Consider the following 16935-nt stretch of genomic DNA (forward strand, 5'->3'; position numbering starts at 1 on the left):
GAGCTCTTGCACTGTACGTATCACCCTGTTTGAAAGACAAACAAAATACTGCAAGTGACTGTTTTCGATATACTAAAGATAGGACAGTTTCTGTCGTTAAACGGGTTTTATTAGTTATCTAAGCCACAAAGTTTAAGTAAAACTTGTTCTAATTGATCCCAAGGCAGCAATTGACTGTCGATCACCTCGATACGAGACTCAAAATTCTCTAACGACATCTCATTCACCGACACCACACCATTCACAACGTTAAACGCATAACAGCCTTTGTCGGTATTCATCACCGCTTTTACGCGTTCGGCAGTCAACGCCGTGAGCATGGAAAACAGCTGGTCGAAATCAAACAGGTATTCGCTGCCAATGATCCAGCCACAGCTATAGTGCCCTTGACCTTTGTTTTCCTTACGCACATAGGATTGTTCAGGCGCTAATTCAAAAACAGGGTCAAGGTCATCGTGATCGTGTGTATGAGAGTGAGCGTGTCCATGAGCCTCTGCTTGGGCTTGAGTTCTCGGTTCAATATCTAATAACTCAATCGGTAATTCCCCATTTTTGACCAATTTATGAAATATCTTCGCGGGGTGCTGTTCGGTGACCCAATCGTTGAATGCATCAATATCTTCGGCAGAACACACATCCACCTTGTTACCAATCACAACCTCAGCCACCGCCAGTTGGTCGTTAAAATTGCTATTGGTGGTATATTTTTCATCGCTGAGATGACGCGGGTCCATCAAAGCAATCGTGGCGAACAGTTCAACGTAAGGCTGATATTGCTCAGATGTTAAGGTTTTTAGGATTTGTTTCGGATGACCAAGCCCAGTAGGCTCGATTATCAAGCGGTCTGGACGCTGACGCAGCAAAGCATTGATCGCCACACTGGTTGGAACCCCTGCCGCACAACACATACAACCACCCGGCACTTCCTTAATCAAAGCCCCGCCCTCTGCCATCATTGCACCATCAATGCCAATCTCGCCAAATTCATTGACCAACACCGCCCATTTTTCATTGTCAGGCTTAGTTTTTAGCAAGTTGAGTATGGTGGTGGTTTTTCCTGTGCCCAGGAAGCCAGTGATGATATTGGTAGGTACTTTGCTGCTCATAGCTCGAATCCGTTGATAACTGAGCGCTTTAGTATATCGGCAAAGTGCCAGTATGTCATAGTGTGTAGCGCGCTCTTGAACCATGTAATGCCTCCCTAAACTATGCCGTGACGTATTTGATGGGCAGGGCACTATCAATATGCTAATTCTCTCCAAACTAAGCCACAGGTTAACTACAGACAGTATCTACCACGCAATTTTTATTTTTAATCGAAAACGACAGCTATTTGGTAACAAGGTCTTAGCCTTCTATTCCAGAATAGTCGTTAAACTCTAATAATTATCACAATTATATATAATTTTATTATTTAACTTACCTTCAACATAAGTTGTATAAGAGGCAAAGCCATTGTTATCATTAACATATTTAAACGCACACCCGTATAGGTCAGCTTTAAGACCACCTTTACCATAATTATAATGTTCAATAAAGTAATCTATCTTATCTAAACTTAGAGTTTCAGTTATATACGACAAAATCAAATAATTCCTAACACTCTCTAAGCTATCATCCTTAATAATATATTCTAAGACTAAATCATGACTTTCACCATTAAACTCATAAATATCATCTAGATTTAACACCCAGTACATCAGTTCCGCGTACAATTTCCTAGACGTATCACAAAAATCCACAACACCACTATATATTTTGCAATCTTCTGCTGGAAAGTGTTTGTTAAACAAAGATGACATCTGATTGTGAAAGTCATCAAAGTTAGTTTTCATAGTCATGTTTTCGTCTGGGTAATATTTCGCATAATAAGAAACAATTTCAAAGAACTTAGTGATCACTTCAAAATAGTTACCTATAGTCTTTCCATGTGAAGATGCCAAATAGAAATCATGCGTATTAGACTTAATTAGATCATTTTGTTTTGAAAACTTGACATAACTCTTATTGCCAGCTAAATCTATGCCTTTATCAAATACATAACTGAATGTGTCAAAAACTTCCTCCAACGTCCAATTAGAGCCCCAGTCACTTTCACCATTAACATACTTAAAATCTCTAACACTTCTCTCCTTTAACAAATTAACCTCATTTACAAATAAATTAATATCATATTTTTCAAAGCTTAAAATTATATTGCTAGATATATAAATCGGTTTATAATCATAGCTTCCCATATACTTTCTAAAAACATCTATATCAACTCCTTTTGGTTTGATAGAAATTGATTTTGTATTGTCCGCATCAATCAACTTGATTTTAAAAATATCTGTATTAACTCCGGAAATAACAGATATAATATTAACTTCCTTTCCGGGTCGGACGGGATCAGTCTCACTTCTGAAAATCTCAAAATACTCATTCCCTGAAAACATTTCTATTAAATTAATTCTCCCACCATTAAAATGATAGCTAATCTCATCGAATGTCACCTCGCCATTTTTCAATCTAAGCGTCGCAAGGCAATAATGGTATTTAGTATCTGACTTACGCTCAAGCCTATCTTCTGATAAACTATACAACGGATCAAACTTAATTAATTTCGCTGCTAAGCAAACTGATTCGATATCCTTCTTGTAGATTTTTTCAAACATACCCACCTTGTTATCATCATGACCATATAAAAACTGAATTATTTTGTCTATAACACGTTTAACATCCATGCCAAAAAACATTGATAATTTCTCGTCATCAGATTGACTTATATTGCTATTATTACAACTATATTGACCTGAGTTTACTATTGAATCACACACCGCACTTTCAATAGGAATTATTACAAACCTATTTTCTTTTACGTCTTTGGGCAAATCAATTTCATATAGAGAATAATTATCATAGAAAGCCCATAATAATAACAAAATCGGTGCCAAAATTACTACAAAAAACCAGTTACCAATTAGCTTTACTATCATTTGATCAAAATAGAACTCTGGATATAACAACCTAGCCTTTAACTTCTTAAAAAACTTTAAATTAAATATTTTAAATCCATCCAAATTTGGAACGCCAAAATATGCGATTACAATGCAAATAATGGTAATGTAGTAATGTCTATCAATGTTTATGGGGTTATAGACATTTTCATGCAAACTAAGCCATGTTAATATAACAAGGCAAAATACAATCAGAGCACTATAATTTAAAAACCATTTAACAAAAAACAATTTAGATGGGAAGCACTTCCCACTTACTATTCCATCCTTGTTTTTTAGCGTCACCCATATGGAAATGTCAACTCCATTAGACAATTTAATCTGAATTGGAATCTTAACCTGCCGCCAATCCTCGATATTACCAGACATACCATCAGCTAAAAGTGAAATGTTTATATTATCACTTTCATTTAACACAATATCTCGATTGGCTACACCATTATTATCAAGCCACTTTAGTTCAATGTTTGATAATGGAATCTTCCTAATTTTTTCTTTTTTCAATATCGATGCAAAACCATAGGTCAGCTTACAATTTCCACATGATACGCCTATAATTTTTATCAACTCATTTTCAAATAGATTGAAATTCAACTTTACTTCGGCTGTTATGCTACCTTCACTTTGTTCATTTAGTAATCCTTTAGTTACTTGTATATCCATATTTAACCCTAATCACTACCAACCTAGTTTGTAGCATGATTATAGTACAAGATTACACCGTTCGATATTTTAGTCTAATGAATTTACTAACTATTCTCTGTCAACACTAAAATATACCCACTGTTAAATTTGATAGCGTGTAATTCCCCCTCAACCTTGTAATGCATCTATAAACTACTACACATTGCCACTATTGGAAGAATTAAAGGAAAACATACGCACTTCGTCACGAGCGAACCACCCCAGTTTTTGGTAAAACCCTTGAGCATTGAGATTATCATTGGCAACGAATAGGTGCGTTTTTGCAATGCCAATGTTTGCAAGACCATCTACGGCTGCTGAAATTAGTTTTGCTCCTATACCTTGACCACGGCAATTGGAATTGACAGCTAGATGCTGAATGTAGCCCCGACGACCATCCGTTCCGACCAAAATGGCACCGACAATATCGCCACCTTTGAGTGCGACAAAACTAAGATTTGGGTTGCGCTGTAAGTAACGAGCAATGTTTTCCATTGAGTCTGCATCACGTAACAGCATCGCTTCTGTTTCAGACCATAATTCAATCACTTGAGAGTAATCGGAGATATCCATTTCTCTTATCACTGCTATTTTCCTCTAAATAAATAACGGTAGTGCTATTGTACCGTAAATATTTCCTTGATTGGTTCTAAATCACCCAGCAATAAAAGAAATTTTCAGCAATCATGAAAAACTTGAATTCGAGTTTGATCCTCGGATTTTCATGTAGTTTGGCGGGCTTATTGAGGGTTGGTTGGATCATTAAAAGTTTAAATAGCCAACGAATAAAGCGATTCCAAAGCTGATTAGAATCAGTCCAGCAAAGCGTTCTACAATATGAATATAGCCACTTAAAGGTTTTTGAACACGAGGCTGACCTAAAAGTGATGCAATAAGTAAATCCCAGATAAGAACGGCGAAAAACATCCATAATCCACACGAAATTTGTTGGATAAGCGTCACTTCACTGCCAAGAATAACGGTCATTAGGCTCATATAAAACAGTGCATTTTTAGGGTTAAGTAGTGCCGAGTTTAGTCCCAACATCAATTGCTTTTTAGCTGTAGGGATTTCTAGCTGTTCAAAATGAAGTTCAGTCTCTCGTTTTGTGCTTCTGAATAGAGCGATACCTAACCACAAAAGATAAATCCCCCCTAAGACTTCGACCAATAAATACATCACTTTATTGTCACGTATACTGGTCCAGCCAAATATCGCGACTCCGATATAGACAGCATTACCTAATGCAACACCGAGACAAATAAAGCGGCTACCTTGCAACTTATGTCGAATTGAGTGGGCAACAATCAAGAAAAAATCTTGTCCCGGACTGAGTAAAGCAACAAAGTGAGCGAAAGCGAGTGCAGGAAAAGCAACAGGGAAAAATGTAGAGTACGACATATTAAAGCATCCATAGTAAAACCGATTCCTTAACTATGCTGCTTTTAGGTTAGTGATTATTGTCGAAAATTGACTTTATGTTTTGATATTGCCTTGGAGTGGAGGCTGTATAGTTGACGAAAGATCGATGCAATTGACTCTGGTCAGAGAATCCAACCTCAATAGCAACGTCGGCAATCTGCATGCCACCTCTGAGCAATACTTTAGCCTTTTCAATTCGATGGTTATTGAGAAATGATTTCGGTGTGATTCCAAACTGACTTTTGAATTTTCTAATTAATGTCTCTTTGCTTTGTCCCAACTGGCGGGCAAGCACATCTAGTTGCGGAGTATTCTCTATGTCTTGCAGAAGAAGCTGTTTGAGTTGCAGAGCTAATTTGTCATCATCAAGCACCCCATTTTTCGGTGTACAACAAAGGCTCAGTAAATCGATAAGAGAGCTTTCGACCATGGAAGCAGTTTGCAGAGACTCCTGTTTCAATAGTTGTGGAATTAATTGTCCTAAGCCACTCTCATTGACTGGATGGCGAAACAAGGCTTGGTCAACAGTAAAGGTTAGCACCTCGAAACCAAAGAGTTTTGATAACCTCTGACAGCACCAATCGTTGTCGATGTAAAGCATGTGATAACTGCGAGGTTGGTTTTCTACCGGGTTACAGGCATGAACCAATTTAGGTTCAATCAGGATCAGATCGCCTTTTGTTAGAAATAGGTGCTCGTTGGGTAATGACAAGTCTGTTTTACCTGCCTCGATAATTCCAATAGATAAATCAGCGTGGTAATGCGCCTTATAGCTTTGCCGACTGTCTTTTGTATATCGAACAGTCAGGTGAGGCATAAACTGGCTTGTCCAGTAACTCTGATCAATATCTCTTACGCTTCCAACCATGACCGTAACATTCCTTTTCGCAAGCCGACGTATTGAGAGAGTTCCAGATTACTTGAATCAAGTCAAACGTTGATGGTTATATATTAATACAGTGCTCTTGATGAATCGCAACTTCGTAATACAACCAGTATTCTTCTGACAATCCCACCCTCAAAAAAAGAGCCTACCCAAAGTAAGCTCCTATACCGAAAAAATCATTGAACGAATTAAATCAATCCAACAGCTTTCTCACGTCCACCCAGCGGTCATTTTTACGGATCAAGTCGATAATTTGCTGATAGCGACAACCATCTTCAAAGGTTTGATAGGCTTCATCGCCGTTCCCAGAAATATCGTTGACCAACAGGCGTGCAAGGTGAGTCCAACTGCGTTGAGTATCGTCATCAATATCCGGTAGCAACGCACTAATCTCAGCGGGAAGCGTTTGCTCTTGCCATTGCGCACCATCCCAAAGGTATAGCGGACCACCGCCATAATGTCCTTTGATATAGATAGAGCCTTTGCTGCCATGGAACACAATATGATCGTCATTGAAACGCGGCACCAAACCACCATGCTTAAACAGTACTGATACCGGATTTGCGGTTTCTATACGGCTTTCCACTTGTGCCATAACGGTGTAGGACCATTCCACATCGCAATCGCGCCACTCAAGATTCGGATCGTCGATATCTTTAGGGATAAAGTTGCGGCGCTCAGTAAAATTATGCACGCCACTTACCACGGGAGCTTTGGGCATATCGTTTCGTACTTCGCCACAAATAGACAGTATGTTTTCACCAACAACAGAAGTCACGATAGACAGCAGGTGAGTAAAGTTATTGTTGAGTCGTCCACCGCCCGCGGCTTGTTCGTGCGACCAACCAAACGGTATGTAGCGATCAAGATTAAAATGCGAAATGCATTCAACTTCGAGTGGCTCGCCAATCGCCCCTTGCTCAACCAATTGCTTGGCATGAATGATATTTGGCATATAACGGAAGCTGGAAGCGAACGCGGTTTTCACCCCGCGCTTTTGCGCTAATCGATATATCTCAACAGCGGATTCCCCGCTCTCAGTCAGCGGCTTGTCACAAAATACATGACAGCCAAATTGAATGGCGTCTTTAATTGGCTCAACGTGAGCACCACCCGGTGTTGCAATCGCGACAATATCGGGCTTACAAACCTCTAAAGCCAATTGCCAGTTGGTACCGAAGTATGGGATGTCGAGTTTTGCCGCGACTTCTTCAACCACTTTTTCAGTACGACCGACAATACCCACGACTTCCGCACCCGCATCACGAAACGCGGCGGCGTGACCTTGCCCAGCGAAACCAGTTCCATAAACTAGGACTTTCTTTGCATCTGCTTTGTTGTTATTTACTGTGCTTGCTTGCGTCATTATTTGTTTCCTTTGTTAATTCGTGTTCCCTGATAACATGAGCGGCATTGTCTCGATACCATGCCGCCTGTCTCTGATGTTACCAATGCCATAGCGTGCCATCTTCTAGACGACTGACTGGCAGGTACGAACGCTTGTATTGATATTGCTCGGCTTGTTGTTCATCAAACTCCACGCCTAATCCCGGTGCGTCACTGACGATGATCATGCCATTATCCAATTTAAAGTCGTGCTTAAAAATCTTCTGACATGCTTCATTACCAAAACCAACAAACTCTTGGATCCCAAAGTTATGTGTCGCGGTATTAAGGTGAGCATGAGCCGCAAAACAGATAGGCGATAAGTCAGGGGCACCATGGGGTGCAGTGCGAACGTTATATACCGCGGCAAAATCAGAGATTTTCTTAACGCCAGTGATGCCTCCTGCGTGAGTCGCTGCAACACGGATAAAGTCAATCCACTGGTTTTGGATCATGTCTTTACAATCCCAAATCGTATTGTAGGTTTCACCAATTGCTAAAGGCGTGGTGGTATGCTGGCGGATAAGCTCGTAGTTAGCTTGGTTTTCCGCAATAGACGCATCTTCTAAAAACAACAGGTTATACGGTTCGAGCATTTTGCCAAGCTTAGCGGATTCGATTGGCGTTAAGCGGCTATGCACATCATGAAGAAAGTGAACCTGATCGCCAAAGCGTTCTCTTGCTCGTTCAAACAACTCTGGAACTAGCTTAAAGTATTTCGCGGTTGACCACTCTTGCTCGGGTGGCAAAGGACGGTTACCTTGCAGCTCAAAGTAATCTTTTTTATCACCTAAAACGCCATAGGTCTCTTTTAGACCAGGAATAGCGGTTTGCAGTCTTACCGCCTTAAAGCCTTGCTCGATACATTCCGCCACTTTATCCAAGGTATCGTCGATGGTTTCGCCGTTTGCGTGCGCGTAAACCGTGACACCTTGACGGCACTTTCCGCCCAGCAGTTGATACACTGGGAGGTTCGCTACCTTGCCTTTAATATCCCACAACGCCATATCAATCGCAGCAATAGCCGCCATGGTCACCGGACCACGACGCCAATAAACACCTTGATAGAGGTATTGCCAAATGTCTTCAATATCTTGCGGGTTACGACCTATTAAGCAAGGCGCGACATGTTCTTCTAAATAAGTGGCAACCGCCATTTCTCTGCCATTCAGTGTTGCGTCCCCAAGACCATAAACCCCCTCATCTGTACACACTTTCACCGTGACAAAGTTACGACCTGGATTGGTGACAAATACTTTTATTTCACTAATTTTCATACTAATTCTCTCGCCTTATTATTTTTGTTCGCTGTGGTGACATTAGGATAAGCACACGGTATCGCGACTCGGTACATCAATTGACTATACCAACCAAGTAAACCAATTTAGTAAACCGGTTTACTTGAATAATAGTCTGCTAAAAGTTAGGATGTCAATCACTTGATTTGAGCCAGATAACAATTTTAAAAAAATACCTATGAGCAAAATCCGAATCATCGACGTTGCCAATCATGCAGGCGTTTCAAAAAGTACCGTTTCTCAATACCTTAATGGACGCTATGGTCATATGTCGGAAGCGACGAAGGGGAAAATTAAGCAAGCGATTTCTGACTTGAACTATGTGCCCAGCCCAATTGCTCGCAATTTAAAAAGTGACAAAACCAAAACCATTGGGGTTGTTGTGCGTGATATTTCAGGCTTTAACACTGGGAAAGTGTTGCGGGCGATCGATGACTACTGTAAACGTCATCAATATAATGTGTTTATTTACAATACCGATTTCGATCCTGAGATTGAAAAGCAATCGCTGCAGATTTTGCGTCAAATGCGAGTCGATGGAATCATCTTAACCTCGACTGGGCACAATCAAGAGTTGATACATAGCTATCAGCAACAAAACTTCCCTATTGTCGAGTTTCAATTGGAATATCCAGGTACGCGCTCTAATATTGTGGTGTCGGATTATTTTGCTGGTGCGAAACAGGCAACAGAATACCTGATTAAACTGGGTCATCAGCGTATTGCGTTTGTGACTCAGCCTTTTGAATCTGGTGACTCGCGATCGCAACGTTATCAAGGCTACCGAGAAGCTCTAGCGCTGCACAATATCGAGTTTGAAAGTGATTGGGTCATTGATTGGCAGCGAGAAAGCGGCTTTGCCACCAACCCGACCGTTCTAATAAATAGCGAACAACCAGTAACGGCCATGTTCAGTCAACACCTTGCGATTACCATGGATCTTTTGAAGTTGCTTGATAGCAATAACATTAGCATACCGAATCAGGTATCCGTGGTTGGTTTTGATGAAATCCCGATGGTGGACATGTTTAAAGTACCGGTGACTGTGATCAAACAGGATGCTTATCAAATCGGTGTCGAGTCCGCTAAGTTGATGTTGCAAGCGATCAACGCTCCTGAACAAGCAGCACAAAAGGTCATCGTACCCTGTGAACTGATAGCGCGTGACTCATGTAAATTACTATCTTAGCTAGCGATAACTCTATGGCGCGCAAAGGGTTCTGGTCTCTCAAACAACAAAGCGAATCTTTTAAAGATTCGCTTTGCTTTTACCTAGGGGTTCACACGTCGTTACTTAAAGCACACGCTCCACTTCCCCCGACTTGAGAGTAAAGCCTTCTTGATCTTCTACCCAACACTCTACATGTTCGCCCTCAATATCGATGCGATCACAATCCTCTAAGACCCCAAACTGACCATTGGTCAGCATTACCACAATATCCATATCATCACCTTTTTATTTATAAGTTTCTTTAGTTACGTTGCTTGTTGTCTTTTGGTATCAATTGCCTTGATTGCTGGTAGCTTGGTAGCTTTTAACACATGAGCTTCTAAGACGTGAACCTGTACCGTGTTAGCTTCAACCCGATCCGATAACACTCTCACCAAGTCAAAACAGCCGTTACCTTCCCTAACAACACAAAACGACATGGGACAGCTTAAATTTAGAATGGTTTTTTGCTGTTCGCTAGCAATTACTACTAAAGTCTATTAAAAATTTTATATTAATAACTAAACATCGAGATAACAGCTGATTACATGATGATCTTTATTAAACTGATTGGTATGATGCCGCCGCTCGCGAATGGACAGGTGTGAGTATAAACCGATAGGTAAAGGTGCAGGAAGCCCCCAGACCTAACACGCTTACTTTACACTTGTCACTTATGAGAGCTTGATATGCAAGAAGATCTTGTTGTTATCCTAGATAGACTTGGGAACCCGATTGGCGAAGAAGAAAAGCTCGCCGCACATCAAACGGGTCTGCGTCACTTGGCTTTTTCCGTACTCCTTTATCGTATCCATGAAGGGAACACGCAGTATCTATTACAGCAAAGAGCCCATTACAAGTATCACAGCGGTGATTTATGGAGTAACACTTGTTGCTCTCATCCGCGTCCCAACGAAAAGATCATCAAAGCCTGCCAACGTCGCCTTGTCGAAGAAATGGGCATCAGCGCAAAGCTTAACCTAGAAGATATTGGTCAAATCAGTTACCGCGCAAAGTTTGCTAATGGCTTAACCGAAAACGAGCTTGATCATGTGGTGATTGCACAAGCCGAGGGTATCGAATGGCAACTAAACCCTGACGAAGCCCAAGATTGTCGTTGGTGGAGTGCGCAAGACATTGCCCAAACCTTAGAGAGCCAACCTGAGACGTTCAGTGCATGGTTTCGTCTAGTATTCGATAAAGCTGAGCAACACCTCAATAAACCCGATTAGCGGTGGGTTTCAAACTAATGCTTTGGCTAACACGCTTATACTTTGGTGAGCACACTAAAGTATAAGCAAACACGTTACAACAACAGTTAAATTGCAGCCGTTAGTTCAGAATAAGCGCATCCGATTTATCCGATGCGCTGAGTTAAACGATATCTTAAGCAAGATATTATTTACATTGTAAATCCCAGATACCGTCACACTTCGCTACCCTCCACTCTTTGCACCAAAATGAATCAACACGCGATTAAATGATCCAATTTAATGCAACCACCCAACTTGACTCACAAAGTTAGTGCAAAGCTTGACCCCACTCCTCGATGTTGTCCTAAAATCAACAGATTACGAGTTGGCGCACTTCTTGTAAGTTTTTCAACTAAATGACCAAATTTGCACAATTTCAGGGAGAAATAAGATGCAAGACGTTTTGACTATAGTGCTTGCCGGGGGTATGGGTTCACGCTTGAGCCCTTTAACGGATGACCGAGCAAAACCGGCAGTACCATTTGGGGGTAAATATCGCATTATCGATTTTACACTGACTAACTGTTTGCATTCTGGCTTGCGACAAATATTGGTACTCACTCAATATAAATCACACTCTCTTCATAAACACATTCGCGACGGTTGGTCGGTGTTTAACCCAGAGCTTAAAGAGTACATCACCGTTGTTCCTCCGCAAATGCGTAAAGGTGGTAAGTGGTACGAAGGAACCGCAGACGCGATCTATCATAATATGTGGTTACTTTCCCGCAGTGAAGCCGACTACGTTGTGGTGCTTTCTGGTGACCATATCTACCGCATGGACTACGCGGCGATGATCGAAGAACATAAAAGAACCGGCGCGGCATTGACGGTTGCCTGTATGGATGTGCCGAAAGAAGAAGCGACAGCCTTTGGGGTGATGCAAACCAGCAGCGATAAACGCGTTGAAGCGTTCAGTGAAAAGCCTGAGCAGCCCGCCACCATGCCAAATGATCCGACCAAATCACTGGTGTCGATGGGGATCTATGTGTTTGACATGAAAACACTACAAGAGGCACTAAATAGTGATGCTGAGCTAGAGAGTTCGAGTCACGACTTTGGTAAAGACATCATACCAAAGCTGATCGACACTCATGGGGTTTACGCTTATCACTTTGGTGAAGAAACCGGACGTGTCGCCAAAGACAGTTATTGGCGCGATGTTGGAACCATTGACTCATTCTACGATGCTAATATGGATCTGTTAGAGCCAGTGCCACCGATGAACCTTTATCAATCGAACTGGGGAATCCGTACCTATGAACCACAATTGCCCCCAGCACGCACCGTACCCTCAGCGACGGGTAACGAAGGTATCTTTATTAACTCTATTATCGCCAATGGCGTGATAAACTCGGGCGGTTCTGTGCATCATTCAGTTCTGTTTTCTAACGTGCGCATTAATGATGGAGCCACCATCGCCGACAGCATTATCTTTGGCGATGTCACCGTTGGCGAAAACTGTCAGCTTGCTAACTGTATTATTGATAAACACGTGGTCATTCCCGATGGTACGGTTATCGGATTAGATAAAGCACAGGACGCGGAACGCTTTCATATCTCCGAAAATGGTATTGTCGTTATCCCCGAAGGCTATGTGTTTGCCGAATAAGCTTTAAATACATTAAATACAAGATAACGTTGAGCGGTGAAGATTCACCGCTTTTTTGTTCCCGCTTGGTACGATATTAACCCTTGTTGAGTATCTAATCGCAAAACCGTTAACGTAACAAACTCGTTAACCACTTCTATAGCCAAGTCACCTCAAGATTCAGAGTTCAGAGGTAACGTGGGTATAGGTCAATTCCGCTCTCATGTTTCAATTTCAGTTCTATACTTCTATCACAGTCAAGATATCTAGCCATTTCAAAAATAGTCGAACAATAACTGAGCTAATTCGTTAATAAAACGTATATTTCTTTGTTTCTTACTTGAAGCAAAGACTTTTCATCCCCAGTTTAAAGGGACAATAAGTACAACCCTCGAGGGCATAGTGATGCAATTTAGTTACGCAAATCCTACCGTTATCCACTTTGGCAAAGGTCAAATTCAACAAATCGCCAACAGTATTCCAACTGATGCCAAGGTATTGGTAATTTATGGAGGCGGCTCTATTAAGAGCAACGGTGTCTACGATCAAGTCGTTTCCGCTCTCGCTAACCATCAATGGCAAGAGTTCTCCGGCGTTGAGCCAAACCCAACCAAAGAGACGTTAGACGGCGCCATTGATATCGTCAAACGTGACGGCATCGGCTTTATTCTTGCCGTTGGTGGTGGCTCGGTCATTGATGGCAGTAAGTTTGTTGCCGCAGCAGCGCTGCATAAAGGCGACAGCTGGGACATTATGAGCGGAAAATACCGCATTCAAGATGCGGTGCCACTGGGTGCGATACTCACTTTGCCAGCGACAGGCTCTGAGTCAAACATGGGCGGCGTGATCACCAAGAAAGCAACCCACGAAAAACTCGCCTTTATGGCGCCAGCTTGCTATCCAAAGTTTGCCGTGCTTGATCCTGAAGCGATGAAAACCCTTCCTGAGCGACAATTGGTTAATGGACTGGTTGATGCTTGGGTTCACGTATGCGAGCAATACATCACCTTGCCGACAGGCAGTATGGTTCATGACGGCTATGCAGAAGTGTTACTGCGCAACCTGCTTAAATTGGGTGCTGACTTCGGCAATCAAGATGATGCGTGGCGTGAAAACCTTATGTGGACCGCGAACCAAGCGCTCAATGGCTTGATTGGTACTGGTATGCCTCAAGACTGGGCAACCCATATGATTGGTCATGAGCTTACTGCACTTTGGAATGTTGACCACGCTCGTTCATTGGCGATTGTGCAACCTTCCCTACTACGCAATCAAATTGAGTCAAAACGTGGCAAACTTGAGCAAATGGGTCACAACGTATTCGGCTTAGAAGCTGGGGCTGATCTTGCGGAACGCACCATCGACGCCATCGACAACTTCTATGCTAGCTTTGCATTAGACACGCAACTCTCCGAAGTACCGGGAGACAAAACAGACGCTATCGAGTCTGTGGTGAAAAAGCTCATCAATAACGGTTATACCGCGTTAGGCGAAAATCAAGCAATCACGCCTGATGTTAGCCGCGCAATTCTTGAGCGAGCATTGTAGTTAATGATGCCCCTAGTTCTAGGGGCATCATAATGAGCGTTAACTATTGCGCCAGTTTTATTTGAAAATGGTATCTGCCCAGCGTGTTAAGCCTGCGGTTACAGAGCCGAAGTGATCGCCGGCTACCATTGGCGTGTTTGGCAGCAAGCCTTGCACAGCATCGCGCAGTACCGTCGAGCGCGATGAGCCGCCTGTCATGTAAATCACATCCGGAGTGATGCCGCTTTGAGCTACCGCTTCGAGCACCAAGCTTTCTATCTTCGTTGTCGAGCTTTCGATAGCCATTTGCATTTCAGACTTACTCACTGGGATGGAAATTGTCTCATCAATCACGGTTAATTGCGCAAGGTGTTGGTCGGATTCAGAGAGGGCTATTTTTGTTTGTTCCGCTTGATGTATCACGCTATAACTTAGCTTTTCTTGATAGAGCTTAATCAAACGCGCCACTTTTTCTGGCTGCAACGATTCTTTGTGAAATTGTTTTAGCACCGCCAGATTATCATGCAAGTAAAACTGCTTTTGCGCCTGAACATCATTGACGGCGATGGCATTCCAGAACTGAATCAATGGAATATCAAGCCCCGACTTGCGTTGCGTTTCCTTGCCAAATTCTGCCATAAACGATTTAAATGCAATCGCAATGTCGAGATTGTTACCGCCTACCATTTGACCTGAGTGCGCCAAGATAGCGTTGCTGCGATCTTGCTTGCCTACCCAGCTTGGTCCCATACGCAGCATAGAGCAATCGGTGGTACCACCGCCGATATCAACCACTAATACATGCTTATCATTGTTTAAACTGGCTTCAAAGTCTAAGCCTGCCGCCACGGGTTCATATTGAAATTCAACCGACTTGAACCCAGAACGCTTAGCGGCTCGTTCAAGAATCCCAATCGCCTGGCGGTTAGACTTATCGCCACCACGCCCCAAGAAGTTGATCGGTCTACCAATCACAGCTTGCTCGACTTGGTGTTGTAAATGGTCCTCAGCTCGATGTTTGATTTCACTCATCAATGCACAGACTAAGTCTTCAAAAAACGAGAGTTGTACTTCCCTTAAACCCATCGTGCCAAGGAAAGATTTCGGCGACTTAACATAATAGACATCGCTGGGATCTTGCAGATAAAGATCCAATGCATCGCCACCAAATTTTAAGTCCTCATTGCTAACGTCAAGCCCCTCTTCACGATTGATCTTGATCGCGCGTCTAAGCACTTGTTCACCTTCCGGCGTACTTGGGCGAATATCTTGGCAACGAAACAGATACTCAGACACCGTTTCTGGATTGGGAGCACACAAAGACGACAATAGATAAGGCGCGTTGTTGAAGAGTGGAATAGGTTGCACTTGTTGCTGAAAAAAATGAGCAACCGAGCAATTTGCGGTGCCAAAATCAAAGCCAATAGTCATTGGAGCGGTCTCCGAAGCTCAGGGTAAAACCGCGAATTATAAACCTGACTGCCGACGTCTGGTCAAGGGACAATTTGTAAATGGCATAAACTGATCATTTGGCTTTAAGAAATCTTGTGCTATTGACCAATGATTTTGGTAGAAACGGCGATATAGGTTTTGACCTGACCGCCCGATAACCAAGTATCGATCACTTTGACGCTGCGCTGTCCGACTAAACCGGCTTGCTGATCGATCGTTGCGGCTAACCTTCCTTGCTTAATGGCTTGCTTAGCAACATCGGTTCCATCATAACCCACCACAAGAACATCGGCATGTAACGCTTCAATCGCTTCGACTGCGCCCATCGCCATTTGATCATTATGTGCAAATACGGCATGAATTGACGGGTTCGCTTTGAGTAATTCAAGCATCACTTTCTTGGCTTTACTACGGCTATAATCCGCTTCAATACTCGTCATTAGATTAAGACTAGAATTATTCACCACATTCATAAAACCTTGATTACGCTCACGCGTAGTCGATAAATTACGATACCCTAATAATTGAACCACATTAGCCCGATCACCTAGCTTGGCAATGATAAAAGAGCCTGCCATCTCTCCACCTTCAACATTGTCACTGATCACACGAGAAAGCACACTGCCACGCTCTACCCTTCTATCCAGCACTACAATGGGAATATTGGCTTGATTGGCAATCTTAATTGCTTGGTATGATCCCGTTGAACCTGTTAAATCTGTTGGGTTATAGATGATTGCCGTGACCTTTTTTTCTACCAATGCTCGGATACTCGCCAGTTCGCTATCCAACTCGTTATTGGAGTCATAGACCAGCGTCTCATAACCCAGTCTTTTACTATGAGCATCAATAGCATTTTGCACCGCTATAAAATAGGGATTACTTAAATTGGATAGCACAACGCCGATTGTTTCCTGTGCAGCGGCCGAAAGTGCGGGAATACACCATAAAATCAGAGCAATTATGCTCGGCATTATTTTCGTTTTCATAAAATCCAACCCTAACCTAATCGCCATCATCTAGTTAATTTAACGACTTTTATACCGTAAACTTTATAGGCAAGTATAAAAAATTTCCTACCAATGGATCACAGGTGAGATCACTATTTTATCAATTACTCACTAACTGGAGATGATATGTTGAATATCCATTGTTAACGATCATTCAATTCACTGACGCAAGCCCTCGAATCGCTTGAGCGCCGACAATAGATAAATGACGAAAGTAAGC

The 16935-nt window shown here is 42.4% G+C and carries 14 protein-coding genes; 4 read left to right on the forward strand and 10 right to left on the reverse strand.

The genetic code is table 11. The features are described from left to right. Positions 1-110 precede the first annotated feature (110 nt). The 7 genes from L9Q39_RS16760 to manD all read right to left on the reverse strand — a co-directional run bounded on the left by L9Q39_RS16760 (position 111) and on the right by manD (position 8651). The gene (locus tag L9Q39_RS16760; RefSeq protein ID WP_237486241.1) at positions 111-1106 is read right to left on the reverse strand and encodes a CobW family GTP-binding protein; all 996 of its coding nucleotides are present in this window, start codon (positions 1104-1106) and stop codon (positions 111-113) included. Positions 1107-1379: 273 nt separating this feature from the next. Further along, a complete protein-coding gene (locus L9Q39_RS16765) occupies positions 1380-3659 on the reverse strand; it encodes a hypothetical protein (RefSeq protein WP_237486242.1) in 2280 nt (759 codons plus the stop codon). Between the two features lie 177 nt (positions 3660-3836). Next, entirely contained in the window at positions 3837-4271 is a 435-nt protein-coding gene (locus L9Q39_RS16770; protein WP_237487055.1) for a GNAT family N-acetyltransferase, read from the reverse strand. A gap of 171 nt (positions 4272-4442) precedes the next feature. Then, a complete protein-coding gene (locus tag L9Q39_RS16775) occupies positions 4443-5081 on the reverse strand; it encodes a LysE family translocator (protein WP_237486243.1) in 639 nt (212 codons plus the stop codon). A gap of 49 nt (positions 5082-5130) precedes the next feature. Further along, positions 5131-5970, reverse strand: a complete 840-nt coding sequence (locus L9Q39_RS16780; protein WP_237486244.1) for an AraC family transcriptional regulator — start codon at positions 5968-5970, stop codon at positions 5131-5133. A gap of 211 nt (positions 5971-6181) precedes the next feature. After that, positions 6182-7354, reverse strand: a complete 1173-nt coding sequence (locus L9Q39_RS16785; protein ID WP_237486245.1) for a Gfo/Idh/MocA family protein — start codon at positions 7352-7354, stop codon at positions 6182-6184. 79 nt (positions 7355-7433) lie between these two features. After that, entirely contained in the window at positions 7434-8651 is a 1218-nt protein-coding gene (gene manD / locus L9Q39_RS16790) for a D-mannonate dehydratase ManD (RefSeq protein ID WP_237486246.1), read from the reverse strand. 199 nt (positions 8652-8850) lie between these two features. Between manD and L9Q39_RS16795 the strand changes: the two genes are divergently transcribed. Then, positions 8851-9861 carry a LacI family DNA-binding transcriptional regulator gene (locus L9Q39_RS16795; RefSeq protein WP_237486247.1) on the forward strand — a complete coding sequence of 337 codons (1011 nt, stop codon included), beginning with the start codon at positions 8851-8853 and terminating at the stop codon, positions 9859-9861. Positions 9862-9966: 105 nt separating this feature from the next. Here L9Q39_RS16795 and L9Q39_RS16800 read toward each other — a convergent pair whose 3' ends face one another. Beyond that, the gene (locus tag L9Q39_RS16800; RefSeq protein WP_237486248.1) at positions 9967-10116 is read right to left on the reverse strand and encodes a hypothetical protein; all 150 of its coding nucleotides are present in this window, start codon (positions 10114-10116) and stop codon (positions 9967-9969) included. A 455-nt stretch (positions 10117-10571) separates the two neighbouring features. Between L9Q39_RS16800 and idi the strand changes: the two genes are divergently transcribed. The 3 genes from idi (at position 10572) to L9Q39_RS16815 (ending at position 14274) form a co-directional block, all read left to right on the forward strand. Next, positions 10572-11114, forward strand: a complete 543-nt coding sequence (gene idi / locus L9Q39_RS16805) for an isopentenyl-diphosphate Delta-isomerase (protein ID WP_237486249.1) — start codon at positions 10572-10574, stop codon at positions 11112-11114. Positions 11115-11526: 412 nt separating this feature from the next. Further along, positions 11527-12747 carry a glucose-1-phosphate adenylyltransferase gene (gene glgC / locus L9Q39_RS16810; protein WP_237486250.1) on the forward strand — a complete coding sequence of 407 codons (1221 nt, stop codon included), beginning with the start codon at positions 11527-11529 and terminating at the stop codon, positions 12745-12747. 384 nt (positions 12748-13131) lie between these two features. Further along, positions 13132-14274: an iron-containing alcohol dehydrogenase gene (locus tag L9Q39_RS16815; RefSeq protein ID WP_237486251.1), complete on the forward strand. Its 1143-nt coding sequence runs from the start codon at positions 13132-13134 to the stop codon at positions 14272-14274. A 57-nt stretch (positions 14275-14331) separates the two neighbouring features. Here the strand turns inward: L9Q39_RS16815 and yegD are convergent, their stop codons facing one another. Together yegD and L9Q39_RS16825 are read right to left on the reverse strand one after the other, a co-directional pair. Next, positions 14332-15684 (reverse strand): molecular chaperone, encoded by a 1353-nt coding sequence (gene yegD, locus L9Q39_RS16820; RefSeq protein ID WP_237486252.1) that lies wholly within the window; start codon positions 15682-15684, stop codon positions 14332-14334. Positions 15685-15803: 119 nt separating this feature from the next. After that, a complete protein-coding gene (locus L9Q39_RS16825; protein WP_237486253.1) occupies positions 15804-16694 on the reverse strand; it encodes a substrate-binding domain-containing protein in 891 nt (296 codons plus the stop codon). Between the last annotated feature and the right edge of the window lie 241 nt (positions 16695-16935).

The organism is Vibrio hippocampi (assembly GCF_921292975.1).
GTDB lineage: Bacteria > Pseudomonadota > Gammaproteobacteria > Enterobacterales > Vibrionaceae > Vibrio > Vibrio hippocampi.